This window comes from Methylobacterium sp. BE186 (assembly GCF_031457035.1).
GTDB classification, from domain to species: domain Bacteria; phylum Pseudomonadota; class Alphaproteobacteria; order Rhizobiales; family Beijerinckiaceae; genus Methylobacterium; species Methylobacterium segetis.
Window position 1 is genome coordinate 39,059 of sequence record NZ_JAVDVV010000009.1, and the last position, 26,378, is coordinate 65,436.

The following is a 26,378-nucleotide window of genomic DNA, read 5'->3' on the forward strand; positions in this document are numbered from 1 at the left end:
GTGAGCGTGGCGGGTCCGGCGCCCTATATAGCCGGCCCCATGCCGTTACGCGCCAGCGATCTCCTCACCCTCACCCGCGAAGGGCTCTACTGCCCGCTCGGCCGCTTCCACGTCGATCCGACCTGGCCGGTGCCGCGCGCGCTGATCACCCACGGCCATGCCGACCATGCCCGCTCCGGCCACGGCAGCGTGCTGGCGACGCCGGAGACCCTGCGCATCATGTCCGTGCGCTACGGCGAGGATTTCTGCACCACGCGGCAGGAGGCGCGCCTCGGCGAGGCGATCCGGGTCGGCGACGTGACCGTACGCTTCGCCCCGGCCGGCCACGTCCTCGGCTCCGCGCAGATCGCGATCGAAGCCGAGGGCGTGCGGGTCGTGGTCTCGGGCGACTACAAGCGGGCCCGCGACCCGACCTGCCTGCCCTTCGAGCCCGTGCCCTGCGACGTCTTCATCACCGAGGCGACCTTCGGTCTCCCCGTCTTCCGGATGCCGGATACGGGCGAGGAGGTCGCCAAGCTCCTCGCATCCGTGGCCCTGTTCCCGGAGCGCGCCCACATCGTCGGCGCCTACGCGCTGGGCAAGGCGCAGCGCGTCATGGCCCTCCTGCGGGAGGCGGGCTACGACCGGCCGATCTACCTGCACGGCGCGATGGAGAAGCTGACCGAGCTCTACAAGCGCGAGGGGCTCGCTCTCGGCGAGACGCCGAAGGTGGTGGCGGCCGAGCGGGGCCAGCTCCACGGCGCCATCGTGCTCTGCCCGCCTTCCGCGATCCAGGATCTCTGGTCGCGCAAGTTCCCCGATCCGGTCACGTCCTTCGCCTCGGGCTGGATGCGGGTGCGCGCCCGCGCCCGCCAGAAGGGCGTCGAGCTGCCCCTCGTCATCTCGGACCATTCGGACTGGCCGGACCTCTGCCGCACGATCCGCGAGACCGGCGCCGAGGAGGTCTGGGTCACGCACGGGCAGGAGGACGCCCTCGTCCACTGGTGCGGGCTGCAGGGAATCCGGGCGAAGCCCCTGCACCTCATCGGCTACGGCGACGACGACACCGAGGCCCCGCCCGAGCCCGCGGAGACGGCCGCGTGAACGACTTCGCCCATCTCCTCGACCGCCTCGCCTACGAGCCGCGTCGCAACGCGAAGCTGCGCCTCCTGCAGGATTACTTCGCCCGCACGCCGGACCCGGAGCGCGGCTACGCGCTCGCCGCCATGACCGGGGGGCTGACCTTCCGCGAGGCGAAGCCCGCCCTCATCCGGGGACTCGTGGAGGAGCGGGTCGACCCGACCCTGTTCCGCCTCTCGCACAATTACGTCGGGGATCTCGCCGAGACGGCCTCGCTGATCTGGCCGGGGCCGGAGGATCCGGCGGGACCGGGCGCGGCTCACCTCTCCCCGACGGGAGAGGGGGGCCCCAGTGAGCCCGGCCCCGGCCACAACAACCCGCCGCCGCACGTGCCCACCCTCGCCGAGGTGGTCGAGACCCTGGCCGAGACCCGCAAGGCCGACCTGCCGCGCCACCTCGCCACCTGGCTCGACGCCCTCGACGAGACGGGGCGCTGGGCGCTCCTGAAGCTCGTCACCGGCAACCTGCGCGTCGGCGTCTCGGCGCGGCTCGCCAAGACGGCGGTCGGGGCGCTCGGCGGCCACGAGGCCGACGCGGTCGAGGAGGTCTGGCACGGGCTGGAGCCCCCCTACGCCACCCTGTTCGCCTGGGTCGAAGGGCGGGGCGAGCGGCCCGAGACCCTGAACCCGGCCCCGTTCCGGCCGCCCATGCTCTCGCACCCGATCGAGGAGGAGAGCGATTTCGACAAGCTGGAGCCCGAGGCCTTCTCGGGCGAGTGGAAGTGGGACGGCATCCGCGTCCAGCTCGTCGGCGGCCGCGACCGGGCGGGAGCCCAGGTCGCCCGCATCTATTCCCGCACCGGCGAGGACATCTCGGGCGCCTTCCCCGATCTCGCCGAGGCCGTCACCTTCACGGGCGCCCTCGACGGCGAGTTGCTGATCCTGCGCGAGGGCCGGGTGCAGAGCTTCAACGTCCTGCAGCAGCGCCTCAACCGCAAGGCGGTGACGGGCAAGCTCCTCGACGAGTTCCCGGCCCATGTGCGGGCCTACGACCTCCTCACGGCCGAGGGGGAGGATCTGCGCCCGCTGCCCTTCGCCGAGCGCCGCGCCCGGCTCGAAGCCTTCGTGGCGCGGCTCGACCACGCCCGCATCGACATCTCGCCCCTCGTCCCCTTCGCGACCTGGGAGGATCTCGCCGCCGCCCGCGCCGACCCGGCCTCGGTGGGGGCGGGCGAGGATGCCGACGCCATCGAGGGCGTGATGCTGAAGCGCCTCAACAGCGCCTACCTGCCCGGCCGGCCGAAGGGGCCCTGGTGGAAGTGGAAGCGTGAGCCCCACCTCGTCGACGCCGTGATGATGTACGCCCAGCGCGGCCACGGGAAGCGCTCGTCCTTCTACTCCGACTACACGTTCGGCGTCTGGCGGGAGGGGCCGGAGGGCGGGCCGGAGCTGGTCCCGGTGGGCAAGGCCTATCACGGCTTCACCGACGCCGAGCTCGCCAAGCTCGACCGCTACGTCCGCAATCACACGACGAAGCGCTTCGGCCCCGTGCGCGAGGTGGAGTACGGCCCGGACCGGGGCCTCGTCCTCGAGATCGCCTTCGAGGGGGTGCAGCGCTCGACGCGGCACAAATCCGGGGTCGCCATGCGGTTCCCCCGGGTCAGCCGCATCCGCTGGGACAAGCCGGCCGCCGAGGCCGACCGGATCGAGCTTCTGGAGCGCATCCTGGCCCGGGGCGAGCGCGAGATCGCGCCGGGCGCCACGCTCATCGGGGAGGACACATGAGGCCGGGCCGGATCGGGGGCATCGCGGATTTTTCCGCCGGCGAGGTCTGGCGTCAGGCGGGCGCCCGGCTCACCATCGCGACGCCGGGCCAGGGCTTCACGGATGTCACCGGCGCGGTCGCCGAGTTCCTCGCCCGCAGCGGCGTCGCGGAGGGGCTCGTCACCGTGTTCTGCCGGCACACCTCGGCCTCCCTGACGATCCAGGAGAACGCCGATCCCGACGTCCAGGCGGACCTGATGACCGCCCTCGACGGGCTCGCCCCGCGCCATTCCGGCTACGTTCACGGCGCCGAGGGGCCGGACGCATTACAAAGCCGGTCACGCTACATCCACACGGCCGAAGGCCCCGACGATATGCCCGCCCACATCCGCACGATGCTTACGGATTCAAGCCTGTCGATTCCGGTGATCGGCGGGCGACTGGCTTTAGGCACGTGGCAGGGAATTTACCTGATCGAGCACCGGGACAGGCCGCATCGACGCGAGATCGTGCTGCGCGTGATGGGGACATAATAGCGGTCCGGCATGGCATCGGTTTGACTGGCTCGAATCTGACGGAGAACGGCCCCGTGTCAGCGAGGCCGTTTGCGTGGCGAGGAGCGATGGGATGCACCTCTGGGGCCGCCTGCGAGCCAGTCAGCCCTTGGGAGTATAGACGACCTCGACCTCCCACGAGCCGGCAGGCTGGCTGTGGAACTGCCAAAACTGCTCGCCGACCGCCTTGGCGTCCTCAGAGCCCGCGTTCACGAAGCCGGCGACCGTCACGGTCGCGACGTGGATCCCCTTCTCCCTGAAGCTCTCGAACAGGCCCTGGGCCAGGGCGCGAATGCCGGCCTTGCCGATGCTGAGCGAGAGATAGTCGGGATGTGGCTGCACGCCGAAGCCGCCGCCCGTCAGGAGGATCGAGCCGGAGCGGCGCTCAGCCATCTTCGGCGCGACGGACTGCGCGGCGGCCATCGCGCCCCCGATATTGACGGCGAGGTCGCTGTTGAATGTGTCGCGCGGTTGATCGGCGAGGCTCGCCTGCCGCATGGTCGCGGCGTTGTAGTGCAGCACGTCGATGCCGCCGAAGTCGCTCTCAACACCCTGGACCAAGCTGTTCACGCTCGACGCGTCGCCAGCGTCCACGGTGCGTACCTCAACGGTGTGGCCCTTCGCCTTCAGGTGGTCGGCCAGGTCCTGCGTCTTGGCTCCATTCCGGGCGCTCAGGACCAGCCGGAATCCCTCACGGGCGAACCGCTCGGCCGTCTCCAGGCCCATGCCGGGACCAGCGCCGATGCTGAGGAAGGTCTTCATCGTTCATCTCCTCGACGTTTCGATGGCTTTCATGTACGCCCTGCGAGATGCTGGATTAATCCGGTGCATCCGCATTTCACTCGTGTGAACGATGCAGGAATTACTGGAGCCGGGCGGGTTGGAGGAACTGGCCGCTCTTGTGGCCGTGGCCGATACCGGGAGTTTCACAGAGGCTGCCAAAAAGCTCGGTCGGGACGCATCGGTGGTGTCGCGCCGCGTGAGCCAGCTTGAGCAGCGCTTGGGTGTCCGTCTGCTATCGCGCACGACACGGCGCGTCGCCCTGACGGAGGTCGGCGCGATCTACTGCCGCCGAGTTCAGGCACTCCTCGATGAACTGGCGAGCGCCAGCCAGGAAGCCAGCGACTTCGCGGCAAGCCCGCAGGGCTTGGTGAGGGTATCGCTGCCTCTGACCTTCGGGCGGCAGTGGATCGCGCCGCTGCTGCCGTCCTTCCTCGCTCGACACCCCCAGATTCGCATCGATGCACGATTCACCGACCGCTTCGTTGATGTCGTTGCGGAAGGGTTCGATGTCGCGATCCGGGTGGGTGCCCGAGGTCTCCGGGATAGTGCGCTCACCGCACGCAGGCTGGCCGCTTACCGGAACCTGCTCGTTGCCGCGCCGAGCTACCTCGCGGCCCACGGTACGCCGCAGACCCCGGCCGACCTCCCGAATCACGCGTGCCTCGGTTTCTCGGGCCACGCTGCGTGGCCGGACTGGCCGCTGGTGAAGGATGGGACACGCAGGACGATACGTCCCGCCTGCTCGCTCATTGCCGACCATTCCGAGGTGCCGCTGATGGCGGCAATCGACGGCGCTGGCATCACGCTCACAGCCCATTGGCTGGCCGGTCCGGCAATCCGCGCCGGCAAGCTAGTCGAGGTGCTGCCGGGCTGGGGCGGGAAGGAGGATGGCGGCGTCTACGCGATCCTGCCGCCCGGCCATCTCGTGCCGACGAAGACGCGTGTCTTCGTTGAAGAGGTCACTAAAGCCATCAAGGCTGGGTGGAGCCATGAGCCGGGGATCGGCAGGAATCAAATCGTGTCCGCGACATAGAGGGGCCGGACGACATGCCCGCCCATATCCGCACGATGGTGACGGACGCGGCGCTGACGATCCCCGTCCGGGCCGGGCGCCTCGCGCTCGGCACCTGGCAGGGGATCTACCTGATCGAGCACCGCGACCGGCCGCACCGGCGCGAGATCGCCCTCCATGTGGTCGGGTCGTGATCGGGTCGTGACCGGGCGCCCGGTTCTCGGGGAGCGGCGCGGCTTCGGGGAGCGTCAGCGGCCCGAGGTCGAGAGACCGAGATCGGCGCCGATCCTGTCCCAATCTTTCGGGGCGCGCTCCTTGCGCTCGCTGTAGCGGTCCACGAGGTAGTCGGCCCGCTCGCGGGTGAGCAGCGTGAACTTCATCAGCTCCTCGCACACGTCCACCACGCGGTCGTAGAGGGGGCCCGGCTTCATCCGCCCCGCTTCGTCGAATTCCTGAAACGCCATCGGCACCGAGGACTGGTTCGGGATGGTGATCATCCGCATCCAGCGCCCGAGCACCCGGAGGGCGTTCACCGCGTTGAAGCTCTGCGAGCCGCCCGAGACCTGCATCACCGCGAGCGTCCGCCCCTGCGTCGGCCTCACGCTTCCCTCGCTCAGCGGCAGCCAGTCGATCTGGCTCTTCATGACGCCGGTCAGGTTGCCGTGGCGCTCGGGGCTGACCCACACCTGGCCTTCCGACCAGATCGAGAGGTTGCGCAACTCCTGCACCTTGGGGTGGTCGGCCGTTGCGTCGTCCGGCAGCGGGAGCCCGTGGGCGTCGTAGATCCGGACCTCGCCGCCCATCCGCTCCAGCAGGCGGGCCGCCTCGTGGGCCAGGAAGCGGCTGAACGAGCGCTCGCGCAGCGAGCCGTAGAGGATCAGGAAGCGCGGGGCATGGGTGGCCGTCTCGCGGGGCTTCAGGTGCTCGGGCCTCGGCACCGCGAAGACCGGCTCCGCGAGGTTCGGGATCCCATCGGTGAAGAGCGGCTTCGGCTTGTCCACGGGCTCGCCGTCATCTAAATTTCAATAAGCAATGAAATATTGAACCGATGATGGATGAACCGCAAGCCCTGGCTGCCTTCGCGGCCCTCGCGCAGGAGAACCGCCTCCGCGCGGTGCGTGTGCTGGTCAAGGCCGGGCCGGAGGGGCTCCCGGCGGGCGTGCTGGCGAGCGCGGTCGGTGTGTCGACGTCGAACCTCTCCTTCCACCTCAAGGAACTGGAGCATGCCGGGCTGGTCCATTCCCGGCGTGAAGGCCGCTCGATCATCTACGGCGCCGCCTACCCGGCGCTGTCCAGCCTCGTCGCGTTCCTGATGAAGGATTGCTGCCAGGGCCATCCCGAGGTCTGTGCGCCCGCCGTCGCCGCCCTCGGACCGTGCTGCCAACCCCAGGGGGCGACCGCGTGACGGACGTGATCATCTATCACAACCCGGCCTGCGGCACGTCGCGGAACGCGCTCGCGATGATCCGCAATGCCGGCATCGAGCCGCACATCGTCGAATACCTGAAGACCCCGCCGACGCGGGCACTCCTGCGCCAGCTGGTCGGCCGGGCCGGGATCTCCATGCGCGATCTCCTGCGCCAGAAGGGGACCCCCTACGCCGATTTGGGGCTCGCCGATCCGTCGCTGAGCGACGACCAGCTCCTCGACGCGATCGAGGCCCACCCGATCCTGATCAACCGCCCGCTCGTGGTGAGCCCCAGGGGCGTGCGCCTGTGCAGGCCGTCCGAGGCCGTGCTCGACCTCCTGCCGGCGCAGCAGGGCGAGTTCGTCAAGGAGGACGGCGAGCGCGTCATCGACGAGCACGGCCACCGCGTCGCCACCGCCTGAGAGACGGCTCATGTCCACCTTCGAACGCTACCTGACCGTCTGGGTCGGGCTCTGCATCGTGGCGGGCGTCGCGCTCGGCCATGGGTTCCCGGGCGTTTTCCAGGCGATCGCCGATGCCGAGATCGCGAAGGTCAACCTGCCCGTCGCGGCCCTCATCTGGCTCATGGTCATCCCCATGCTGCTCCGGATCGACTTCGCCGCGCTGCGCCATGTCGGCCGGCATTGGCGCGGCATCGGCGTGACGCTGTTCGTCAACTGGGCGGTGAAGCCGTTCTCGATGGCGGCTCTGGGCTGGCTCTTCATCGGCTCCCTGTTCCGGCCCTTCCTGCCGGCCGAGCAGATCGACAGCTACATCGCCGGCCTCATCATCCTGGCGGCGGCGCCCTGCACGGCGATGGTGTTCGTCTGGTCGAACCTGACGCGGGGGGAGCCGCACTTCACGCTGAGCCAAGTGGCGCTCAATGACGCCATCATGGTGGTCGCCTTCGCGCCGATCGTCGGCCTGCTGCTCGGGCTCTCGGCCATCACCGTGCCGTGGGGCACGCTGGTGCTGTCCGTGATGCTCTACATCGTCATTCCCGTCGGCATCGCACAGGTCGTGCGCCGCAGCCTGATGGCCTCGGGCGGACAGCCGGCCCTCGACCGGCTGCTCGGGACGCTCGGCCCGGTCTCCCTGGCGGCGCTGCTCGCCACGCTGGTCCTGCTCTTCGGCTTCCAGGGCGAGCAGATCCTGGCGCAGCCGGCGGTGATCGGGCTCCTGGCGGTGCCCATCCTCATCCAGGTCTACCTGAACGCCGGGCTCGCCTACCTGCTCAACCGGGTGGCCGGGGAGCAGCACTGCGTGGCCGGCCCGTCGGCGCTGATCGGCGCATCCAATTTCTTCGAGCTCGCGGTCGCCGCGGCGATCAGCCTGTTCGGCTTCCACTCGGGCGCGGCGCTCGCCACGGTGGTCGGCGTGCTGATCGAGGTTCCCGTGATGTTGACGGTGGTCTGGATCGTGAACCGCTCGAAGGGTTGGTATGAAGGCGGCCTTCCGGATCGAGGGGAACGCGCCCCGGCCGCTCGCCGGGCCTGAGCGCCTCAGTTGCTGCCCGGATAGCGCGGCTCGCCGCAGGGCTTGTGCGGGTGGGAGCCGGCTTCGAGCGCCCGGACCCGGCCTTCCGCGATGAAGGCGCGCAGGCGCACGACATGCGTGAGCGCCTCGTGCGCCCGTCGGGCGGCCCCGTCCGGACGATCCTCGGCGAGGCGCCGCACCTCCTCCAGCTTGGCGTCGCGCTGCTGCCGCTCGAACTCCAGAATGGCGCTCATCCCGCTCCCTCTGTTGCGTCGGCCGAACCGGGGCGGCCTCGCTGTTTGCAGGATGCATAGCCGAATACGCGCCCGCGCGCTTCCGGCGAGCGCGCCGGGGCGGGCCGATCCACAGCCGCCTTCAGCGGCGGATCAGGAGCACGCCGCCGATCAGCAGCGCGACGCCGAGGAGCCGCGGCGGATCGAGCGCGCGCTGGGCGAGGCCGAGCCACCCGAAATGATCGGCGGTGACCGAGGCGAGCATCTGCCCGGTGACGAGGAGCGCGATGAACGTCGCGGCCCCGAGCTGCGGCACGAGCAGGATGGCGAGGCCGATGAAGATCGCGCCGAACAGGCCGCCGCTCCAGGCCCACCACGGGATCCGCGCCGCCACGCTCGCCGAGGGGAGGGGGTCGCGCAGCGCCAGCGCCAGCAGCGCCATGCAGGCCACGCCGACGAGGTAGCTCGTGAAGCCCGACCACGCGGCCGAGTTCAGGGCCGTCCGGAGGTTGGCGTTCAGCACCTGCTGCACGACGATGCTGGCGCCGGCGAGAGCCGCGAGGGCGAGGGGGAGCAGGGCGGAGAGCATCGGCCTCGGGCCTTTCGGAGGGCAGTCACCGCGGCGCCCCGCCTGTGCCGGGCTCGCACGGTCCCTGACAACCATCCCCGGTCCATGCCGTCAAATGCCCCGGATGGCGGATTCCATGCAGCCCAGGCATGAGGATAGGGCGATGCCCGGGCGAGCGGTCGGGGAAGGCGCGCGCCGGCCCGGAGCCCGCGCCCGGCGCCTTCCATCCGCGGCCGCTGACACAATATAACAACCCCGTCCCCGCCCGACGCACGGGCCGAGCCCGCACCGAAGAGCTGCCATGTCCGACGTCTCGACCGATTCCGCGCCCAAGATCCCCGTGACCGTGCTCACCGGCTATCTCGGCGCGGGCAAGACGACGCTCCTCAACCGGATCCTCACCGAGAACCACGGCAAGCGCTACGCCGTCATCGTCAACGAGTTCGGCGAGGTCGGCATCGACAACGACCTCGTCGTGGGCGCCGACGAGGAAGTGTTCGAAATGAACAACGGCTGCGTCTGCTGCACCGTGCGCGGCGACCTGATCCGCATCATGGACGGGCTCGTGAAGCGGCGCGGCAAGTTCGACGCGATCATCGTCGAGACCACGGGCCTCGCCGACCCCGCCCCCGTCGCCCAGACCTTCTTCGTCGACCAGGATGTCGGCGATGCCGCCCGCCTCGACGCCGTGGTGACCGTGGCCGACGCGAAGTGGCTCTCCGACCGCCTGAGGGACGCGCCGGAGGCCAAGAACCAGATCGCCTTCGCGGACGTGATCCTGCTCAACAAGTCCGACCTCGTCTCGGGAGCCGACCTCGACCGGGTCGAGGGCGAGATCCGCGCCATCAACCCCTACGCCCAGCTCCACCGCACGCAGAACTGCGCCGTGCCCCTCGACGCCGTGCTGGAGCGCAACGCCTTCGACCTCGGCCGCATCCTCGACGTGGAGCCCGAGTTCCTGGAGGAGGGCCACCACCATCACCACGATTCTGAGATCCAATCGGTCTCGGCGAGCCTCGACGGCGCCGTCGATCCGGAGAAGTTCATGCCCTGGATCTCGAACCTGACCCAGGAGCAGGGGCCGGACATCCTGCGCTGCAAGGGCATCGTCGCCTTCCCCGACGAGCCGAAGCGCTTCGTCTTCCAGGGCGTTCACATGATCCTCGACGGCGACCTGCAGGGCGATTGGGGCGCCGACGAGAAGCGCGTCTCCCGCGTCGTCTTCATCGGCCGCAACCTCGACGCCGCAGGCATCCGAGACGGGTTTCTCGCCTGCCGGGCGTGAGCCGGAGGCGCCCCACGCGAGCCGCGACGCCGGGGATGCGTGAGGGGGATGGCCCGCAAGGGGGGAACGACGCCCGCCGTCAGCCGAAAATCAACCCTTTCGGGCCAAGCTCCCCTGAGCCGGGCCGGCGTATCGGGCCCGCGGAGTCGCGTGCCCCATGGCGTCCACCCTCGCCCCGTCGCATGCCGGCGCGTCCTCCGACGCGGGCGCCTGGGCCGGCGTGCCCGTCCTCGCCGCCCTGCGCGGGCTCGCGAGCGCCCTGCTCGCCGCCTTCATCTTCTTCGCCTGTTTCGCCTTCTCGGAGACCTCGCCCTACGACGTGGTGGCGATCCCGACCATGCTGCTCTGGGCCTGCCTCGGACTGCGCCTGCACCGCGGCGTGCTGCCGCTCGCCGCCCTCCTCCTCCTCTACCTCGCGGCCATCGTCGCGGCGCTGATCCCCTACCTGAACGAGCCGGTGCCCCTGACCTGGACGATCCAGCTCGCCTATCTCGTCGCCACCTGCCTGTTCTTCGCGGTGCTGTTCTCGGACGAGACGGGCGCGCGCATGGAGCTGGCGCTCAAGGCCTACACGGCGAGTTGCGTGTTCTCGGCGTCGCTCGGCATCGTCGGCTACCTCGATCTCATCGGCATCGAGGACCTGTTCTACAAATACGGCCGGGCCTCGGGCACCTTCCAGGATCCGAACGTGTTCGGCTCCTTCCTCACCCTCGGGGCGCTCTACCTCATGCACGGGCTGCTCACGGGCAGCATGCGGCGCCCGGTCCTGGCGCTCGCGGCCCTCCTCGTCATCCTGGCGGGCATCTTCCTCTCCTTCTCCCGCGGGTCCTGGGGCGGCAGCGCCGTCGCGGTCGGCGTCATGGTCGCCTCCGTCTACGCGGGCGCGCCGCGCCTGCGCCGCCGCATCGTCGGGCTGACGCTGCTCACCGCCGTCCTCGGCATCGTGGCGATCCTGGCGCTCCTCTCGGTCGAGCACGTGGCGCAGATGTTCGAGACGCGGGCCGCGATGACCCAGTCCTACGACGAGGGCGAGACCGGCCGGTTCGGCAACCAGCTGCGCGGCATCGGCCTGCTCGTCGGGATGCCGATGGGGATGGGGCCGATGCACTGGCGCCTGACCTTCGGCCTCGAGCCGCACAATTCCTACATCGGCAGCTTCGCCAATGGCGGCTGGCTCGGCGGTGCCGCCTTCCTCGGCCTCGTCCTCGCGACGGGCTTCGTGGGCTTCCGGCTGATGGCCCGGGACACGCCCCACCGGGCGCACGCGCAGATCGTCTGGCCGGCCCTGCTGATGTTCTTCGTGCAGGCGGTGCAGATCGACATCGAGAAGTGGCGCCACGTCTACATGATGCTCGGGATGGTATGGGCGCTGGAGACGGCACGCCTGCGCTGGCAGGCAGACCGCACTTCTCGCAGGAGTGTGTGCTGATTTCCGCCGTGGTCCACGGCACAGGTTGCTCAGTGGGAATGTCGTTGATTCGGGGCGGAGCGGTGGAGACGAGGCTGCATGGCGAGGCGGAGCGTCTCGCGGCCCTGCACGATCTGCAGATCCTCGACACGCCCCACGAGGAGCATTTCGACGCCGTCTGCCGCACCGCCGAGCGCCTGTTCGGGGTCCGCGCGGCCTACGTCTCGCTGATCGATGCCGACCGGCTGTGGCTGAAGACCGGCTGCGCCCTGGTCCCGTCGGAACTGCCCCGCGAGGCGACCCTCTGCCACCACACGATCCAGACCGACGCGGTCCTCGTCGCGCCGGACCTGCGCCGCGATCCGCGCTTCCGGGACATGGCGCTGATCCGCGAGGGCACCCTCGGCTTCTACGCCGGCGCGCCGCTGATCCTCGCGGACGGCATCCGGGTCGGAGCCCTCTGCCTCATCGACGTGGAGCCCCGCGCCTTCTCGGAGGCCGACGCGGCAGCGCTCGCCGACCTCGCCTGCATCGTGGTCGCGCATCTGCGCCTGCACCGGGCCAACGTCCGGCACCGCACCGAGGTCGAGGCCCGCATCGCCCACGAGGCCACCATCACCGAGCAGGCCGCCGAGATCGCGCGGCGCGAGGGGGTGCAGGCCAACGCGAACCGGCTGCTGACGATGGCCGAGCAGCTCGCCCATGTCGGCCATTGGCGGGTCGACCTCGCCGACGGGCAGCCCGTCTGGTCGGAGGGGCTCTACCGCATCACGGGCCGCGACCCGGGCAGCGCACCACCCCATCTCTCGGTCTTCTCGGAACTCTATCACCCCGACGAGCGCGCCGGTCTCGTCGCCCTCGTCGGCGACGCCATCGCGGGGGGCGCCGATTTCGAGTTCGAGGCGCGGATCCTGCGGACCGACGGGACCTACCGCAACGTGATCGTCCGCGGCACCTGCCGCCGCGACGGGCGGGGGCAGCCCGAGAGCCTGTTCGGCATCCTGATCGACGTGACGGAGCGCCGCCGGGCGGAGGCCGAGCTGCGCCGCAGCGACATCCGCTACCGCAGCCTCGCCGACACGCTGCCGCTCCTCGTCTGGACCATGCGCTCGGCGGACGGGGAGGCGACCTACGCGAATCCCTGCTTCGAGGCCTATTACGGCCCGCTCGGCACGGCCCGGGCGGCGCGCATCGCCCGCAACCATCCGGAGGACGCGTCCGCCATGGAGGCGTCCTGGCGCCGCGCCGTCACGACGGGGGAGGGGTTCTCGGGGCAGTGGCGCCTGCGCCGGCACGACGGCGCCTATCGCTGGCACAAGCTCGCGATGACGCCCGTGCACCACCCGGGCGAGGAGGGGGGCGCGGTCGAGTGGCTCGGCACGGCGCTGGACATCGACGACATCGTCACCGCCCGGATCGCCGAGGAGGAGGCGCGCGACCTCCTCCACATCGGCCTCGAGGCGGCCGATGCCGGCACCTGGGACTTCGACATGCGCAGCGGTCTCAGCCTCCTGTCACCGGAGAGCCTGCGCATGTACGGCCTGCCCGAGGCTTGGGAGACGCGCGGCATCACCACGGCGGAATGGACGGCGCTGCTGCACCCGGAGGACGCGCCGGGGGCCTGGGAGGCGGTGCGCCGCGCGATCGACACCCGCACGACCTACGCCACCGAGTTCCGCGTCGGCGAGCGCTGGATCTACGCACGGGGCCGCACCCTGTTCGGCGCCGACGACCAGCCCTACCGGATGGTCGGGCTCCATCTCGACATCACCGAGCGCAAGAGCGCGGAGGCCGCCCTGCGCGCCGCGACCGAGGAGGCGGAGCGGGCGAGCGCGGCCAAGAGCGAGTTCCTTGCCGCGATGAGCCACGAGATCCGCACGCCGCTGAACGGCATCATCGGCTACGCCGACCTCCTCCTCGACGAGCCGAATCTCGGCCCCGAGGGCCGTCGCCGCCTGGAGCTCGTGCAAGATTCGGGCACCGCGCTCCTCACCATCGTCAACGACATCCTCGACTTCTCGAAGATCGAGGCCGGCCAGCTCAGCCTCGACCCCGTGCCCTTCGCGCTGCTGCCGCTCATCGACAGCACGGTCGCGATCGTGCGCGGGAGCGCCCTCAAGAGCGGGCTCCGGATCGAGGCCCATTTCGATGCCGCCCTGCCGCACTACGTCGTCGGCGATGCGCAGCGCCTCCGGCAGGTCCTGCTCAACCTCCTCAACAACGCCGTGAAGTTCACGCCGTCCGGCTCCGTCGCCCTCAACGTCCGCCATTGCGGCATCGGGCCGGCGGGCGAGCGCATGCGCTTCGAGGTGACGGATACGGGCATCGGCATCGCGCCCGAGCACCAGAAGCGCCTCTTCAAGCGTTTCAGCCAGGTCGACGGCTCGATCAGCCGGCGCTTCGGCGGCACCGGCCTCGGCCTCGCCATCTGCCGCCACCTCCTGACCCTGATGGGCGGGGAGATCGGCGTCGAGAGCCGCGAGGGCGCGGGCTCCACCTTCTGGTTCACCCTCAGCCTGCCCCGCGGCGAGGCGCGACCCGCGGAGGCGCCGTCCCTGTCCGGGCCGGTCGCGCCGGCGCGCGAGGGGGTGCCCCTGCGCATCCTCCTCGTGGAGGACGTGCTCATCAACCAGGAACTCGCCCGCTCCGTGCTCGAGGCGCAGGGCTTCCGTGTCGACGTGGCCGGCGACGGCGCGGAGGCGGTCGCCGCGGTCGAGCGGGAGGCCGAGGCGGGGACGGGCTACGATCTCGTCCTGATGGACGTGCAGATGCCGGGCATGGACGGCCTCGCCGCGACGCGGCGGATCCGGTCGCTGGCCTCGCCGGCCCGCGGCGTGCCGATCGTGGCGATGACGGCCAACGTCCTGCCCCAGCAGATCGCCGCCCTGCGCGAGGCCGGCATGGACGATCATGTCGGCAAGCCGTTCCGGCGCGCCGACCTGTTCGCGACGATCGCGCGCTGGTCCGGCCCCGGGCGCGGCGACGACGGGGCGGCGGCGGCGGCGATCGATCGGACCGCGCTCGCCACCCTGGAGGAGAATATCGGGCCGGTGCGCCTCCAGGGGTTGCTGTCCCTGCTCGCGGGCGAGCTCGGCGAGCGCTTCCGCCCCGGCGAGACCGACCGCGCGCAGATCGCCCACGACGCCCACGCCATGGTCTCGGCGGCCGGCGTCCTCGGCTTCACGGGCCTCTCCGTCCTCTGCCGGGAGATCGAGACGGCGGCCGGTTCGGGGGCCGATCTCGTCGTGCCCTTGCGCCGCCTGGAGACCCTGCGGACGGCGACGCTCGCCGCGATCCGGGAATTGCAGGCGGCGGCCTGACGGGGCGCCGCGGTCCGTCCCTCAGGCCGGGGCGGCCTCGTCCGCCTCCTCCGGCTCCGGGTCGGCCGTCCAGGCCGTCGCGAAGGCGGCGAGATGCGTCGAATCCGCGAAGGCGAGCACCGTGACGGTGCGCTCGGCCGGAACGCCGCCGGGATAGGGCGCGAGCAGGACCGTCTCCCGCGAGAGGCGGGCGCCGGGCGCCCGCTCCGCGATCCAGGCCGCCGCCTCCGGAGTCAGCCGCTCCGGCTCGGCGAGCGCCCGGGAATCGGGGCGCAGCACGATGATGGTCGAGCCGAGCGCGGGATTGCGCTCCTGGATCTGCTTGATGATGTCGATCATGCCCGCGTCTATTCCGGGAAGTCGTTGAGCTGCACCACCGCCTGCACGTCGGTGAATTTCGGGATGTCGCCGAAGATCTCGTCCCCGTGCCGGTCGACGGCGGCCTTGAAGGCGTCCGCCGAGTCGAAGGTGAGGAGCGCCATCACCTGATAGGGGGCGGGGCCGCCGTCCGGCGTGCCGGTGCCGCGCACCACCTTCGCCTCGTGCAGGCCCAGCGGGCGCCAGCGCTCGCGCACCAGCAGCATGTGGTGGCCGAGATAATAGTCCATGTCGAACTTCGTGCCGGCGCCGCCCGGGTACAGGACGCTGATCAGGATCATGGTCGTTTCCTCGTGGTCGCGCCGGTCCGCGCCGGCGCCCTCACGACAGATAGGGCGGGACGAACGGGGGGAGGAGCGCGCTCAGTGCAGCTTCACCCGCGGCTCGGTGCGCCGGGTCAGGGCGCGGGCCAGCGCGTCGAGGGCGGTCTTCCAGGTCCCGTGCAGCGCCTGCTCGTGCATCTTGTAGAGCGAGCGGTACATCATCCGGGCAAACAGCCCGGCGATGAACATGTTCTTCCCCTGGATGAAGCCCATCAGGTTGCCGACCGTCGAGTACTCGCCGAGGGACACGAGCGAGCCGAAATCCCGGTACTTGAAGGGCGGCAGCGCCTTGCCGGCCATCTTGTTGGGGATCTGCTTGATCAGGTAGCTCGCCTGCTGGTGCGCGGCCTGGGCGCGGGGCGGGATCGGCGTGTTCGTGCCCGGCTCCACGAGATAGGCGCAGTCGCCGATCGCGAAGATGTCCGGGTCCCGCGTCGTCTGCAGGGTGGGCGTCACCACGAGCTGGTTGGTGCGCGTCGTCTCGAGGCCGCCGATCTCGCTCAGGAAGGGGGGCGCCTTCACGCCCGCGGCCCAGACCACGAGTTCGGAGGGGATGAAGCCGCCGTCGGCGAGCTGCACGCCGTCCGCCCGCACCTCGGTGACGCGGGCATTCGTGCGCACCTCGACGCCGATCTTGTCGAGGAGGGCCATCACCTCGCCCGAGAGGCGGGCGGGCACCGCGGGCAGGATGCGCTCGGCCGCCTCCACCAGGGTGATCTTGAGGTCCTTGGCCGGGTCGATCCGGTCGAGGCCCGTCGAGGCGACCTGGCGGGTGGTGCGGTGGAGCTCGGCGGCGAGCTCGGTGCCCGTCGCGCCCGCGCCGATCACGGTGACGTGGAGCTGGCCCGGCCGGACCGGCCCGGTCTGCGTGTGCGCCCGCAGCATCGCGTTGATCAGCCGCTGCTGGAAGCGCACCGCCTGCTCCTGCGTGTCGAGGGCGATGGCGTGGTCCTTCACCCCCGGCGTGCCGAAATCGTTGGTGGTCGAGCCCACCGCCATCACCAGCGTGTCGTAGGAGATCGAGCGCACGGGCGTCACCTCGCGCCCCTCCGCATCGAGGCTCGCCGCGAGCTGGATCGTGCGGCTGGCCCGGTCGAGCCCCGTCATCTCGCCGATCCGGTAGCGGAAATGGTGCTCGTGGGCGTGGTGCAGATAGTCGACGGCGTGGTGGCCGACATCGAGGCTGCCCGCCGCGACCTCGTGCAGGAGCGGCTTCCAGATGTGGGTCCGCGCCCGGTCGACCAGGGTGACATGCGCCTTGCGGCGGCGCCCGAGCTTCTCGCCGAGCTTCGTCGCGAGCTGCAGCCCGGCCGCGCCCCCGCCGACGACCACGATCCGGTGAAGGCCAACCTCGTTCTCGCCCGGTACCATACGCACTCCCGTCCCGTTCCAGCGTGCGGCAGGCTCGGCCGCCCCGTCCATCCGCGGCCGCGCCGCGATGCGAGGCCGATGCCAGCCTAGGCACGAGTTTGAGAAAAATTCCAATCCGGTCCCGCGTCGCGCCTCAGGCCGGCGCGCCCGGCTGGCGCAGCGGGTGGGCCTTGGCGAAGGCCTCCTCCGTGAGGCAGGTCTCGGCGATGCGCCGCACCGTCGGGTAGGGCTCCTGCGCGACGCCGAAGATGCCGGTGCCGACCCAGAGGCTCACGAGGCAGAGGTCGGCGTGGCTAACCCGGTCGCCCTGACAGTAGCGCCCGGTGCCGTCCTCCGTGGAGAGGCGGGTTTCCAGCACCGTCAGCCCCGTCTCGAAGGCGTGGCGCACGAAGCCCATCATCCGCTCCTTCGGCAGGTCGTAGGCCTGCATCAGGTAATTGCGCACCCGCGGCACGTAGAGCGGGTGGGTGTCGCAGGCGACGACCTGCGCGAGCGAGCGCGCCCGGGCACGGGCCCGCGGATCCTCCGGGAGCAGCGGCACCGCGGGATGCGTCTCCTCCAGATAGTCGAGGATCGCGAGCGACTGCGTCAGCGGCGGCCCCTCGCCGTCGAACAGGGCGGGGACCGCCCCCTGGGGATTGATCCGGCGGAAATCCGGCGCGTGCTGGTCGCCCGCGTCGAGGTCGATGAAGGTCTCCTCGTAGGGGATGCCCTTGAGGTTGAGCGCGATCCGCACCCGGAAGGCCGCGGCCGAGCGCCAGTTGCCGTACATCTTCATGCGGGGATGAGCCCTCCACCGACGCCCGCGACCCGGGACCTTTCGGCAGATCCGGATTGCCATCTTGCCGCCCGCGGCTCAAGCCGATGGCGCAATTTCGGCGCGCGCGATTTCGGGCGCGGGCGGGGAATCCGAAGCCCCTGGCCGGCAACCTGCATTGGCCTTCGCGCCCGCGATCCCGCATAGAGGCGGGGACCCCGAAGCGGGCGTCCTCGGGCGAGCGAGACCGATGCAGATCGACACCCCCTACCTGATGTTCCTCGGCGACGTGCCGGACCGCCTCGCCGCCAAGACCGCCTACGGCATCGTCGACTGGCGCCCCGACTGGTGCGTCGGGCAGCTGCGCCTGCCCGGCTGCGCGGCCGATCTCGGCATTCCCGACCTGACGCTCGCCGAGGCGGTGGAGCGCGGCTGCCGCACGATGGTGATCGGCGTCGTCAACGCGGGCGGAACCCTGCCCGACCATTGGGTGGCCGAGATCGTCGCGGCGCTCGAGGCTGGCCTCGACGTGGCGAGCGGCCTGCACGTGCGCCTCGGCTCCGTCCCCGCCATCGCGGAGGCGGCCAAGGCCCACGGGCGCCGGCTCCACGACGTCCGCCACACCACCGAGACCTTCGCCACCGGCAAGGGCACGAAGCGGCCGGGACGGCGCCTGCTCACCGTCGGCACCGATTGCTCGGTGGGGAAGAAGTACACGGTGCTGGCGCTGGAGCGCGGCATGCGCGCGCGCGGCCTCGACGCGGATTTTCGCGCCACGGGTCAGACCGGCGTCTTCATCTCGGGCCGCGGCGCGGCGATCGACGCCGTGGTGGCCGATTTCATCTCGGGCGCCGTTGAGTGGATTGCGCCCGCCGCCGACCTGGACCATTGGGACCTGATCGAGGGGCAGGGCTCCCTGTTCCACCCCTCCTTCGCCGGCGTCAGCCTCGGGCTGCTGCACGGGGCGCAACCCGACGCCTTCGTGGTCTGCCATGAGCCGACGCGCACCAAGATGCGCGGCGTCGAGCACCCGCTGCCGGCGATCATCGAGGTGATCGACCTGACGATCCGGCTCGGCCGGCTGACGAATCCCGGCATCCGCCCGGTCGGCATCGCCGTGAACACGCAGGCCCTGCCCGAGGACGAGGCGCGCCGCATCCTGGAGGCGATCGCGGCCGAGCACGATCTGCCGGCGACGGACCCGGTGCGCTTCGGCGTCGACAGCCTCGTCGACCGTCTGGTCGCCGAATTTTCCACCGCAGGAGCGACCGCGTGAGCCGCCGCCTCTCCGTCGCCGTCGAGCGCTTCCCGATCGCGGGCGCCTTCACCATCGCCCGCGGCAGCCGCACCGAGGCCGTGGTGGTGGTGGCGAGCATCGCCTGCGAGGAGGGCGGGCGGACGCTGGCCGGCCGCGGCGAGTGCGTCCCCTATGCCCGCTACGGCGAGAGCGTCGAGAGCGTCGCCGACCTGATCGGCGCGCAGGCCGAGGCGGTGGCCTCCGGCCTCACCCGCACGGACCTCCTCGAACGGATGCCGGCGGGCGCGGCGCGCAACGCCCTCGACTGCGCCCTGTTCGACCTCGAGGCGAAGCTCGCCGGGCGCCCGGCCTGGGAGATCGCGGGCCTCTCGGCGCCCGGCCCTGCCACCACCGCCTACACGCTGAGCCTCGGCAGCCCGGAGAGCATGGAGGCGGCCGCCCGCGCCGCGGCGCACCGCCCCCTCCTCAAGGTGAAGCTCGGCGGCGAGGGCGACCCGGAGCGGATCGCCGCCGTGCGCCGCGGCGCGCCGGAATCCCGCCTCATCGTCGATGCCAACGAGGCGTGGCGCGAGGCGACCATCGCGGCGAACCTCGCGGCCTGCGTCGAGGCGGGAATCGGCCTGATCGAGCAGCCCCTGCCGGCGGGCGAGGACGATCTCCTGGCCCGCATCCCGCGCCCCATCCCGATCTGCGCCGACGAGAGCCTGCACGACCGGGCCGGCCTCGACGCGGTGGCCGAGCGCTACGACGCCATCAACATCAAGCTCGACAAGACGGGCGGGCTGACCGAGGCCGTGATGCTCGCCCACGAGGCCCGCGCGCGCGGCCTCTCCCTGATGGTCGGCTGCATGGTCGGCACCTCGCTCGCCATGGCGCCGGCCATGCTGCTCGCCCACCACGCCGCGTATGTCGACCTCGACGGCCCCCTGCTGCTCGCCCGCGACCGGGAGCCGGGCCTGCTCTTCGAGGGCAGCACGATCCACCCGCCGGAGGCGGAATTGTGGGGGTGACGCACCTCGGGCGATGAGGTCGCGCCGGGTTCCTGCGCTCCCGAAGGGACCGGCCCCGATCTCCGACGCGCCTGCCCGATCGCGGAGGTCTGGCCCGGGCTCACTCCGCCAGATCCAGAAAATGCCGGCCTTGCCGGTCGTCGATCTCGACGATCCAGAGGTCGTCGTCGAAGCGGGCCTCCCTGGCGAGGCGCTCCTCGACGGCGAGGGGCTCTGCGCCCGCCAGCAGCTGCGCGAAGCGCCGGTCCCCCGAGGTCTCGGCGTCGAAGAGCGCCTGGGGCGCCGGCCCGTAGAGGTCGGCCGAGCCGTCGAGCCGGTCGACCTTCACGAAGATCGCCCCGGCCTCGGCCGCGCCGCGGCGGCGCAGAACCGCCGGGATGCCCGCGACGTCGAGGCGCCGGATCTGGGCCGAGACGAAGAAATCGGAGCGCAGGCGCGGCATGGCGGTCTCGCGGAGCGGGGCGGCGGGAGCCTTCCGCATGCGCGAGACGGCGGCGCCTGGCAACCGTCCGCGGAGGGTTCAGCCCGGCGGCAGGCCGGATCGCGCGGCGAGCTCGCGCAGGGTGCGGCCCGCGGCCTCGCCCTTCACCGGCAGCTTGCGGTCGCGCTCGAACTTCTCGATCGCGGCGCGGGTGTTGGCGCCCATCATCCCGTCCGCCTTCAGCGGGCCGTAGCCGAGCTTCAGGAGGGCGCGCTGCGCCTGCATGACCGAGCGGTCCGCCTTCACGTCCGCCCTCGTCTCCGCCTTGGCGTCGGCCTTCGGCGTCACGGAGGCGGTGGTCTCGTCCGAGCGGATCAGGTCGCCGATCGCGTCGCGCTTTTGCGGTGCCTCGGCGGCCCTGGCGGGCCGCGGCGCCTCCCGGGCTCCCTCGGCGGCGGCCGCAGCCTTGTCCGGGGCCGGCCGCTCGGCGGCTGCCGCCTTCTTCACGGGGGGCTCCGCTCGGGCGGCGACCTTCGGCAGGATCGGCGCCGGGTGGCGGCCCTGCTGCAGGCCGAGCGCGTTCACCGCGACATAGCCCGCGGCGGCGACCGCCAGGAGCGATCCGGCCATCTCGCCGGGATGCCGCCGGCAGGCCGAGCCGACGCCGCGGGCGAAGGCGGTGAGCGCGGCGCGCATCTCGCCGGGCGGCGGCCGGTCGGCGGCGCGGCGGCGCGCGCCGGCCGCGGGGCGGCCCTCTCCGGCCACGGTGATCTCGCGGGGGTCCCGCGGCCTCTGGCTGTCGCGCATCCCGTGCTCCCCTCGCATGCCGCCGCTCATCCCGCCCGCCGCAGCGGGGGCGCCACCCGGCCGACCGCCTCGGGAAGCCCGATCGCCTCGGCGGGCGCCGGCCCGGCGTCGAACAGGCCGAGCGGGAGCCGCACCAGGGCGGGCTCGGCCCGCGCGGGCGCCGGCGCCAGGCGGCGCACGGCGGTGGTGATCGGCGCGGGCGCCCCACCCGGATTGCCGCGGCGGCAATCGCGCGGCAGCGTCACCGTGATGGTGGTGCCCTCGCCCTCGGCGCTCTCGATGGCGATGGTGCCGCCGTGCAGGCCGACGAGGCCCTGCACCACGGAGAGGCCGAGGCCCGTGCCCTCGTGGGCGCGCTTGTAGCCGCCGCCGCCCGCCTGGAAGAAGGGCGTGCCGAGATGCGGCAGGTCCGTCTCGCGGATGCCGATCCCGGTGTCGGCGACGACGACCTGGAGCTGCTGGCCGACGGGGCGCAGGCCCACCTCGACCCGGCCGCCGGAGCCCGTGAACTTCACGGCGTTCGAGATCAGGTTGATCATCATCTGGCGGCAGGCGCGGGGGTCGGCGGTGATCTCGACGGCCTGCGCGGAGCCGCTGCGCACGAGCGTCACGCCCGCCGCGTCGGCCCGGAGCTGCATCAGGTCGCAGCAGGTCCGCAGGAGGGCGGCCGCGTCGATCGTCTCGGGCTGGTAGTCGAAATTGCCGCTCTGGATGCGGCTCATGTCGAGCAGGGTGTTGACGACGTCGAGGAGGTGCTGGCCGGAAGCGCCGATGATGCCGGCATATTCGCGCGCCCGCTCCGGCCCGAGCGTCACCGCGCCCTCGCCGGCGAGCACCTCGGAGAAGCCGATGATGGCGTTGAGCGGCGTGCGCAGCTCGTGGCTGACATTGGCGAGGAAGCGGCTCTTCACCGCGTCGGCGCGCTCGGCCTCGGCGCGGGCGCGCTCCAACTCGGCGGCGTGGCGGCGGTGCTCGGAGACGTCGCGGGTCACGGCGACCACGGTCGGCGGGAGGCCGGGCTCCTCGCTCGCGATGCGGTGGGCGCGCATCTCGGCGTGGATGATGCGGGCCCCGTCCTCGCGGGCGGCGCCGGGTTCGAGGTGCAGGCGGAAGGGCACGGTCGCGGGCCGGCCGAGCGCGGCCACGTCGCTGATCGCCTGCAGGAAGGCCGGCCGGTCGGCGACGTGGACCCGGTCGAGCAGGCCGTGGCCGCGCAGGCGCAGGGCGTCGGCGCCGACGAAGCGCGACGCCGAGGCGCTCGCCTCCAGCACGCGGCCGTTGCAGTCGTGCCAGGTCACGAGGTCGTCGATCGCCGAGAGCAGCATCCGGTCTCGGGCCTCGTTGTCGCGCATCCGCGCCCGCCACTTGCCCTCGTTGCGCATGTGCTCCAGCGCCTGCGCCGCCACGTGGCCGATCGCGGTGATGGCGAAGACGGGCATCGCGATCTCGGCCGACCAGCCGACCGTGGGCGCCCCCGCGATCCAGGCGCCGCCGCAGGCGACGGCGATGGCGCCGAGCATCGCGATGAACGCGGCCGCCGCCGTCGCCCGGCGCGAGCCGGACACGACCGCCTCCAGCGGGATCGCCACGAGCCAGATCGCGGCCGCCGAGTTCGCGCCGCCGGTCATGCCGGCCACGCAGACGACGAGGCCGGTCAGCCCGGCGGAGGAGAGGGCGTGCGCGCTCCAGAGCGAGCCTGTGCGCGACAGCAGGAGGGCGGCGAAGAGGGGCAGGAACAGGCTCGCGATGGCCAGCGTCTCGATGCCCGAGGGCACGCCGCGCCAGAGCAGGTAGGGCGGCAGCGCCGCCATCATCACCGCGCCGGTGGCGAGCCGGGAGACGAGGAACCGCTCGTGCCGGAAGCGCACGCCGGGATCGTCGATCACCGACTCGTGGACGAGGCCGGCGAGGCGCGCGTCGACGAGCGTGGTCAAGGCTGTGTGGATACGCAATACAGGCACGCGCAGCGCGGTATAGCCTTCCCGGCCTTTCCGCGCCCCTTCGCTCGACTTCACACGACTGAGCCTGACGTTCGCAGAGGCGGCTTAAGCGAGTGTTGCGGGACACCCGTCGTTTTTTTGCGGATGCTTTCCGTAAGGTAACCGCCCCGGCCGCGGCGCCGGCCCGAAACGGGGCCGGCCGGCTCCGTTCACCATGAGGCGGGATTTCCCCGCCGCCTTGAGGCCCGCTTCACCAATCCCGGCGAGGCTCGGGCGCGGACGGGCCGCCTCCGCGGCCGGGCGAGGATGCCGCTGCCATGTCGTTCCTTCTGCGCGCCGCGCTGGTGATCGGCACGCTCTCGTACTTCGCCCTGCGCAAGGACGGCTCGCCCCCCGCGCTGCCCGCGCCCCCGACGCTCGCCGGCTCCGTGCCCGCGCTCTCCGAGGCGCTGCCCGCCGCCTTCAACGCCCTGCCGCCCGAGGCCCGCGAGCGCATCGCCCGCGAGGGCCTCGCCGAGTTGACGCGCCGCCTCTCGGTGCCGCCCTCGCACGACACCCTGGCCGAGGCCGACCGGCGCCCGTCCTGGCGCGGCGCGGAGGCGCGCTGAGGCTGCCCCCGCGAACCGGGCATCTTGGCGAACCCGGCATCTTCGCGGATCCGGGACATTGGCGAAGCCTGCATCTTGGCGGATCCGACCCCCCGCGTTTAGGGTTGCTCCGGGGCGGATACGAGAGCGGGGCGAGGTCGGCATGTTCGGGTTCGGCATGGAGTACGAGGGCGCGGCCTTCTGGCTGCCCCTGGTCTGGTCGGCCCTGCTCGCGCTCGCGGTCGCCATGTACGTGGTCATCGACGGGTTCGATCTCGGCGTCGGCATCCTGTTCACCGCGGCCGAGCGGGGCAATTGGCGGGACCGGATGATGCTCTCGGTCGCTCCCATTTGGGACGGCAACGAGACCTGGCTGGTGCTCGGCGGCGGCGGCCTGTTCGCGGTCTTCAGCGTCGCCTACGCCATCCTCCTGCCCGCGCTCTACCTGCCGCTGATCCTGATGCTGATCGCCCTGATCTTCCGGGGCGTCGCCTTCGAGTTCCGCTTCAAGGCCGAGAAGTCGCAGCCGATCTGGGACTACGCCTTCCATTACGGCTCGCTCGTCGCGACCTTCGCGCAGGGCATGGTGCTCGGCGCCTTCGTCCAGGGCTTCCACATCGAGGGGCGCGGCTACGCGGGCGGCACCTTCGACTGGCTCACCCCCTTCAGCGTGATGACCGGGATCGGCCTCGTCTGCGGCTACGGGCTCCTCGGCGCCACGTGGTGCGTGATGAAGACCTCGGGCGAGCTCGAGATCTGGTCGCGCCGCAAGAGCAAGCAGTTCCTGGCCGGCACCATCCTGTCGATGGCGATCGTCTCCGCCTGGGTGCCCTTCCTCGGCCTCGAGATCCAGTGGCGCTGGTTCTCCTGGCCGAACGTGCTCTACGTGGCGCCCGTGCCCCTGGTGACGGCCTTCGTCTGCTGGCGCATCTACCGGACCCTCGACGAGGGCCGGGACATCGCGCCCTTCCTCCTCACCATCGCCCTGTTCCTGCTCGGCTTCCTCGGGCTCGCGATCAGCCTGTTCCCCTACATCGTGCCTCCGAAGATGACGATCTGGCAGGCGGCGAACGCGGTGAGCGCCCTGCAATTCGCCCTGATCGGCTACTCGGTGGTGATGCCGCTGACGCTGGCCTACACCGCCTACGCCTACTGGGTTTTCCGCGGGAAGGTCGCCGAGGACATCCAGTCCGGCGGCTACGGGCATTGAGCGCGGCCCCGCCGAGGGGGAAGGCGTGGCGGCTCCTCTGGTTCGTGGCCTTCTACGCCGCGAGCCTGCTCGTCTTCACCGGTCTCGTCTATTTCCTGCGCGCGATCGTGCGGGGCTAGGCCCTCACGACGTCTTGCGCACCCGGCCCGGCAGGGCGGGGCGCAGCGGCGCGCGCTCGGCGGCGGGGCGGACCTTGCCCGTCTCCGGCGCGTGGTAGGGCCGGTGGGCGTCGGGCGCGGCGGCCCGCTCCTTCAGCGGCGCGTCGAGGATGTCCGAGAGGAGGTCGCGGGCGGCGGCGCGCGGGATCGTGCGGAACAGGCGCACCAGCTCGAAGACGCGCTCGGCCGAGCGGGCGACAGTCTCGTTCAGCGTCAGGAAGACGTAGACCGCCTCCTCCTCGTGGAGGTCCGCCGCGCGCAGCGCCAGCGTCAGCAGGTCGTAGCGGCTCGCCGGGTCGGGGGCGGCCGAGAGGAAGGCCTTGGGCAGGCCGAGGATGTCGCCGAGGGCGGCCACGAACCCGCCGACATCGTGGCTCGCGGACAACCCGGTCAGGATGGCCCCGGCCTCGCGGGGCGGCGGCGGGCACGGGCGCAGGGCGGCGGTGGCCGCGACCGAAGCGGCGATCGCCTCCCGGCGCTCCGCATCCGCGTGCAGGTAGAGCGGCGCCACCTCGGCGGGGGCGAGGTCGGGGCGGGCGAGGAGCGCGGCGGCGAGGTCCGGATTCTTGCGCGCCCGCACCAGGAGCCGCGTCAGGGCCTCGCCCGAGAGCGGGGTGCCGATGTTCCGCGCCAGTGCGAGGTCGACGGCGGGGTCGGCGCGCCCGGCGAGATCGGTGGCGGTGGCGCGGCCGAGGTCGGTGCGGGCGGCGAGCGCCGGCCCCATGTCGGTCCCGTCCGCCTCCGCCGCCTCGATCAGCGGCGTGGTCAGGCGCGGCACCCGCGCCACGACGATGTCCCGCACCGCGCCGCCGCGGCGGGCGAGGCTGAGGAGCACCGGCTCCGGCGTCTCGGCGAAGGGGGCGAGCTTGCGCGCGACGATGGCGGCCGTGTCGTCGTCGACAGTGGGGATCAGCCCGCAGGCCAGCGACGAAAACGCCTCGGTCGCCGCCCGGTCCCGCCGCGCCGCCTGCAGGAACAGGTCCGTCTGCACCCGCAGGACCACGGGTTTGAGGTCGAGATGCTCGATGCGCGACAGTTCGATGAGCCCGGACAGGTCCGGCGCATCGTCGGCGGATGAGGGCATGGCACTTCGGGTACGCGGAACTAGAGTAACCGAAGGCTAAGCGCGTTGCGTGAATCGACCTTTAAGCGGGTGCGCGGGTCGGCGTCCCGCCCTGCGCCAGCCCGTCTCGTCACAGATGCCCGGCCTCCCCCCCGTCCGGGAGAGGTCGAACCCCTCACCCTGTCCCTCTCTCGAACGAGACGGGACCCGCGCTCGAGGCGCCAGC

At 71.8% G+C, this 26,378-nt stretch carries 27 protein-coding genes and 1 pseudogene; 16 read left to right on the forward strand and 12 right to left on the reverse strand.

Features of this window, described 5'->3' with window-relative positions; all coding sequences use genetic code 11:
• The first annotated feature begins 39 nt into the window (after positions 1 to 39).
• From J2X36_RS11905 to J2X36_RS11915, 3 genes are read left to right on the forward strand one after another with little or no spacing between them, the layout of a single operon-like run.
• On the forward strand, positions 40 to 1,083 hold the full coding sequence (locus tag J2X36_RS11905; protein ID WP_310349893.1) for a ligase-associated DNA damage response exonuclease: 1,044 nt from the start codon (positions 40 to 42) through the stop codon (positions 1,081 to 1,083).
• The gene (locus J2X36_RS11910) at positions 1,080 to 2,843 is read left to right on the forward strand and encodes a cisplatin damage response ATP-dependent DNA ligase (protein WP_132254665.1); all 1,764 of its coding nucleotides are present in this window, start codon (positions 1,080 to 1,082) and stop codon (positions 2,841 to 2,843) included. The genes J2X36_RS11905 and J2X36_RS11910 overlap by 4 nt, the downstream gene beginning before the upstream one ends.
• Positions 2,840 to 3,355, forward strand: coding sequence for a secondary thiamine-phosphate synthase enzyme YjbQ (locus tag J2X36_RS11915; RefSeq protein ID WP_310349895.1), 516 nt, complete (start codon positions 2,840 to 2,842; stop codon positions 3,353 to 3,355). The genes J2X36_RS11910 and J2X36_RS11915 overlap by 4 nt, the downstream gene beginning before the upstream one ends.
• Before the next feature lie 123 nt (positions 3,356 to 3,478).
• Here the strand turns inward: J2X36_RS11915 and J2X36_RS11920 are convergent, their stop codons facing one another.
• On the reverse strand, positions 3,479 to 4,138 hold the full coding sequence (locus tag J2X36_RS11920) for an SDR family NAD(P)-dependent oxidoreductase (RefSeq protein ID WP_310349897.1): 660 nt from the start codon (positions 4,136 to 4,138) through the stop codon (positions 3,479 to 3,481).
• Between the two features lie 91 nt (positions 4,139 to 4,229).
• On the opposite strand from J2X36_RS11920, the gene J2X36_RS11925 reads away from it, so the two are divergent.
• The gene (locus J2X36_RS11925) at positions 4,230 to 5,192 is read left to right on the forward strand and encodes a LysR family transcriptional regulator (protein WP_132254668.1); all 963 of its coding nucleotides are present in this window, start codon (positions 4,230 to 4,232) and stop codon (positions 5,190 to 5,192) included.
• Positions 5,180 to 5,365, forward strand: a pseudogene (locus J2X36_RS11930) (YjbQ family protein); the annotation flags it as partial. The gene J2X36_RS11925 and the pseudogene J2X36_RS11930, both read left to right, overlap by 13 nt.
• A gap of 54 nt (positions 5,366 to 5,419) precedes the next feature.
• Here J2X36_RS11930 and arsH read toward each other — a convergent pair.
• Positions 5,420 to 6,172, reverse strand: coding sequence for an arsenical resistance protein ArsH (arsH, locus tag J2X36_RS11935; protein ID WP_310349900.1), 753 nt, complete (start codon positions 6,170 to 6,172; stop codon positions 5,420 to 5,422).
• 47 nt (positions 6,173 to 6,219) lie between these two features.
• Here arsH and J2X36_RS11940 point away from each other — a divergent pair, with 47 nt between their 5' ends.
• Genes J2X36_RS11940 through arsB form a run of 3 tightly spaced genes read left to right on the forward strand, consistent with a single transcriptional unit; the run spans position 6,220 to position 8,076 of the window.
• The gene (locus J2X36_RS11940) at positions 6,220 to 6,576 is read left to right on the forward strand and encodes a helix-turn-helix transcriptional regulator (RefSeq protein ID WP_132254670.1); all 357 of its coding nucleotides are present in this window, start codon (positions 6,220 to 6,222) and stop codon (positions 6,574 to 6,576) included.
• The gene (arsC, locus tag J2X36_RS11945; RefSeq protein WP_310349902.1) at positions 6,573 to 7,001 is read left to right on the forward strand and encodes an arsenate reductase (glutaredoxin); all 429 of its coding nucleotides are present in this window, start codon (positions 6,573 to 6,575) and stop codon (positions 6,999 to 7,001) included. Before J2X36_RS11940 ends, arsC begins: the two co-directional genes overlap by 4 nt.
• 10 nt (positions 7,002 to 7,011) lie before the next feature.
• A complete protein-coding gene (gene arsB / locus J2X36_RS11950) occupies positions 7,012 to 8,076 on the forward strand; it encodes an ACR3 family arsenite efflux transporter (RefSeq protein ID WP_310349904.1) in 1,065 nt (354 codons plus the stop codon).
• 5 nt (positions 8,077 to 8,081) lie between these two features.
• On the opposite strand, the gene J2X36_RS11955 is transcribed toward arsB, so the two are convergent.
• Entirely contained in the window at positions 8,082 to 8,309 is a 228-nt protein-coding gene (locus J2X36_RS11955; RefSeq protein ID WP_132254673.1) for a hypothetical protein, read from the reverse strand.
• Between the two features lie 121 nt (positions 8,310 to 8,430).
• Positions 8,431 to 8,877, reverse strand: coding sequence for a DMT family transporter (locus tag J2X36_RS11960; protein WP_310349906.1), 447 nt, complete (start codon positions 8,875 to 8,877; stop codon positions 8,431 to 8,433).
• Positions 8,878 to 9,157: 280 nt separating this feature from the next.
• Here J2X36_RS11960 and J2X36_RS11965 point away from each other — a divergent pair, with 280 nt between their 5' ends.
• The 3 genes from J2X36_RS11965 to J2X36_RS11975 all read left to right on the forward strand — a co-directional run bounded on the left by J2X36_RS11965 (position 9,158) and on the right by J2X36_RS11975 (position 14,869).
• Positions 9,158 to 10,141: a GTP-binding protein gene (locus J2X36_RS11965; RefSeq protein WP_310349908.1), complete on the forward strand. Its 984-nt coding sequence runs from the start codon at positions 9,158 to 9,160 to the stop codon at positions 10,139 to 10,141.
• A 157-nt stretch (positions 10,142 to 10,298) separates the two neighbouring features.
• Positions 10,299 to 11,570 carry an O-antigen ligase family protein gene (locus J2X36_RS11970; RefSeq protein ID WP_310349910.1) on the forward strand — a complete coding sequence of 424 codons (1,272 nt, stop codon included), beginning with the start codon at positions 10,299 to 10,301 and terminating at the stop codon, positions 11,568 to 11,570.
• A gap of 62 nt (positions 11,571 to 11,632) precedes the next feature.
• On the forward strand, positions 11,633 to 14,869 hold the full coding sequence (locus J2X36_RS11975; RefSeq protein WP_310349912.1) for a PAS domain-containing protein: 3,237 nt from the start codon (positions 11,633 to 11,635) through the stop codon (positions 14,867 to 14,869).
• Between the two features lie 21 nt (positions 14,870 to 14,890).
• Here J2X36_RS11975 and J2X36_RS11980 read toward each other — a convergent pair whose 3' ends face one another.
• The 4 genes from J2X36_RS11980 to maiA all read right to left on the reverse strand — a co-directional run bounded on the left by J2X36_RS11980 (position 14,891) and on the right by maiA (position 17,719).
• Entirely contained in the window at positions 14,891 to 15,208 is a 318-nt protein-coding gene (locus J2X36_RS11980) for a hypothetical protein (protein ID WP_132254678.1), read from the reverse strand.
• A gap of 8 nt (positions 15,209 to 15,216) precedes the next feature.
• Complete coding sequence (locus J2X36_RS11985) at positions 15,217 to 15,528, reverse strand: EthD family reductase (protein ID WP_310349915.1); 312 nt, start codon at positions 15,526 to 15,528, stop codon at positions 15,217 to 15,219.
• 81 nt (positions 15,529 to 15,609) lie between these two features.
• Entirely contained in the window at positions 15,610 to 16,941 is a 1,332-nt protein-coding gene (locus tag J2X36_RS11990) for an NAD(P)/FAD-dependent oxidoreductase (protein WP_132254680.1), read from the reverse strand.
• A gap of 133 nt (positions 16,942 to 17,074) precedes the next feature.
• Positions 17,075 to 17,719 carry a maleylacetoacetate isomerase gene (gene maiA / locus J2X36_RS11995; protein WP_310349918.1) on the reverse strand — a complete coding sequence of 215 codons (645 nt, stop codon included), beginning with the start codon at positions 17,717 to 17,719 and terminating at the stop codon, positions 17,075 to 17,077.
• A gap of 229 nt (positions 17,720 to 17,948) precedes the next feature.
• Between maiA and dgcN the strand changes: the two genes are divergently transcribed.
• On the forward strand, positions 17,949 to 18,974 hold the full coding sequence (gene dgcN, locus J2X36_RS12000; protein WP_310349920.1) for an N-acetyltransferase DgcN: 1,026 nt from the start codon (positions 17,949 to 17,951) through the stop codon (positions 18,972 to 18,974).
• Positions 18,971 to 19,966, forward strand: coding sequence for an N-acetyl-D-Glu racemase DgcA (dgcA, locus tag J2X36_RS12005; RefSeq protein ID WP_310349922.1), 996 nt, complete (start codon positions 18,971 to 18,973; stop codon positions 19,964 to 19,966). Before dgcN ends, dgcA begins: the two co-directional genes overlap by 4 nt.
• Positions 19,967 to 20,066: 100 nt before the next feature.
• Here the strand turns inward: dgcA and J2X36_RS12010 are convergent, their stop codons facing one another.
• The 3 genes from J2X36_RS12010 to J2X36_RS12020 all read right to left on the reverse strand — a co-directional run bounded on the left by J2X36_RS12010 (position 20,067) and on the right by J2X36_RS12020 (position 23,155).
• A complete protein-coding gene (locus J2X36_RS12010; protein WP_310349924.1) occupies positions 20,067 to 20,408 on the reverse strand; it encodes a DUF1491 family protein in 342 nt (113 codons plus the stop codon).
• Between the two features lie 78 nt (positions 20,409 to 20,486).
• Positions 20,487 to 21,194, reverse strand: a complete 708-nt coding sequence (locus J2X36_RS12015; protein WP_310349926.1) for a peptidoglycan-binding domain-containing protein — start codon at positions 21,192 to 21,194, stop codon at positions 20,487 to 20,489.
• A 26-nt stretch (positions 21,195 to 21,220) separates the two neighbouring features.
• A complete protein-coding gene (locus tag J2X36_RS12020; RefSeq protein WP_310349928.1) occupies positions 21,221 to 23,155 on the reverse strand; it encodes a PAS domain-containing sensor histidine kinase in 1,935 nt (644 codons plus the stop codon).
• A gap of 296 nt (positions 23,156 to 23,451) precedes the next feature.
• Here J2X36_RS12020 and J2X36_RS12025 point away from each other — a divergent pair, with 296 nt between their 5' ends.
• The 3 genes from J2X36_RS12025 (at position 23,452) to J2X36_RS12035 (ending at position 25,050) form a co-directional block, all read left to right on the forward strand.
• Positions 23,452 to 23,742, forward strand: coding sequence for a hypothetical protein (locus tag J2X36_RS12025; protein ID WP_132254686.1), 291 nt, complete (start codon positions 23,452 to 23,454; stop codon positions 23,740 to 23,742).
• Positions 23,743 to 23,884: 142 nt separating this feature from the next.
• Positions 23,885 to 24,931, forward strand: a complete 1,047-nt coding sequence (gene cydB, locus J2X36_RS12030; RefSeq protein WP_132254687.1) for a cytochrome d ubiquinol oxidase subunit II — start codon at positions 23,885 to 23,887, stop codon at positions 24,929 to 24,931.
• Entirely contained in the window at positions 24,928 to 25,050 is a 123-nt protein-coding gene (locus J2X36_RS12035) for a hypothetical protein (protein ID WP_281024572.1), read from the forward strand. Before cydB ends, J2X36_RS12035 begins: the two co-directional genes overlap by 4 nt.
• A 4-nt stretch (positions 25,051 to 25,054) precedes the next feature.
• Here J2X36_RS12035 and J2X36_RS12040 read toward each other — a convergent pair whose 3' ends face one another.
• Complete coding sequence (locus tag J2X36_RS12040) at positions 25,055 to 26,173, reverse strand: DUF2336 domain-containing protein (RefSeq protein ID WP_310349932.1); 1,119 nt, start codon at positions 26,171 to 26,173, stop codon at positions 25,055 to 25,057.
• Positions 26,174 to 26,378: the final 205 nt, after the last annotated feature.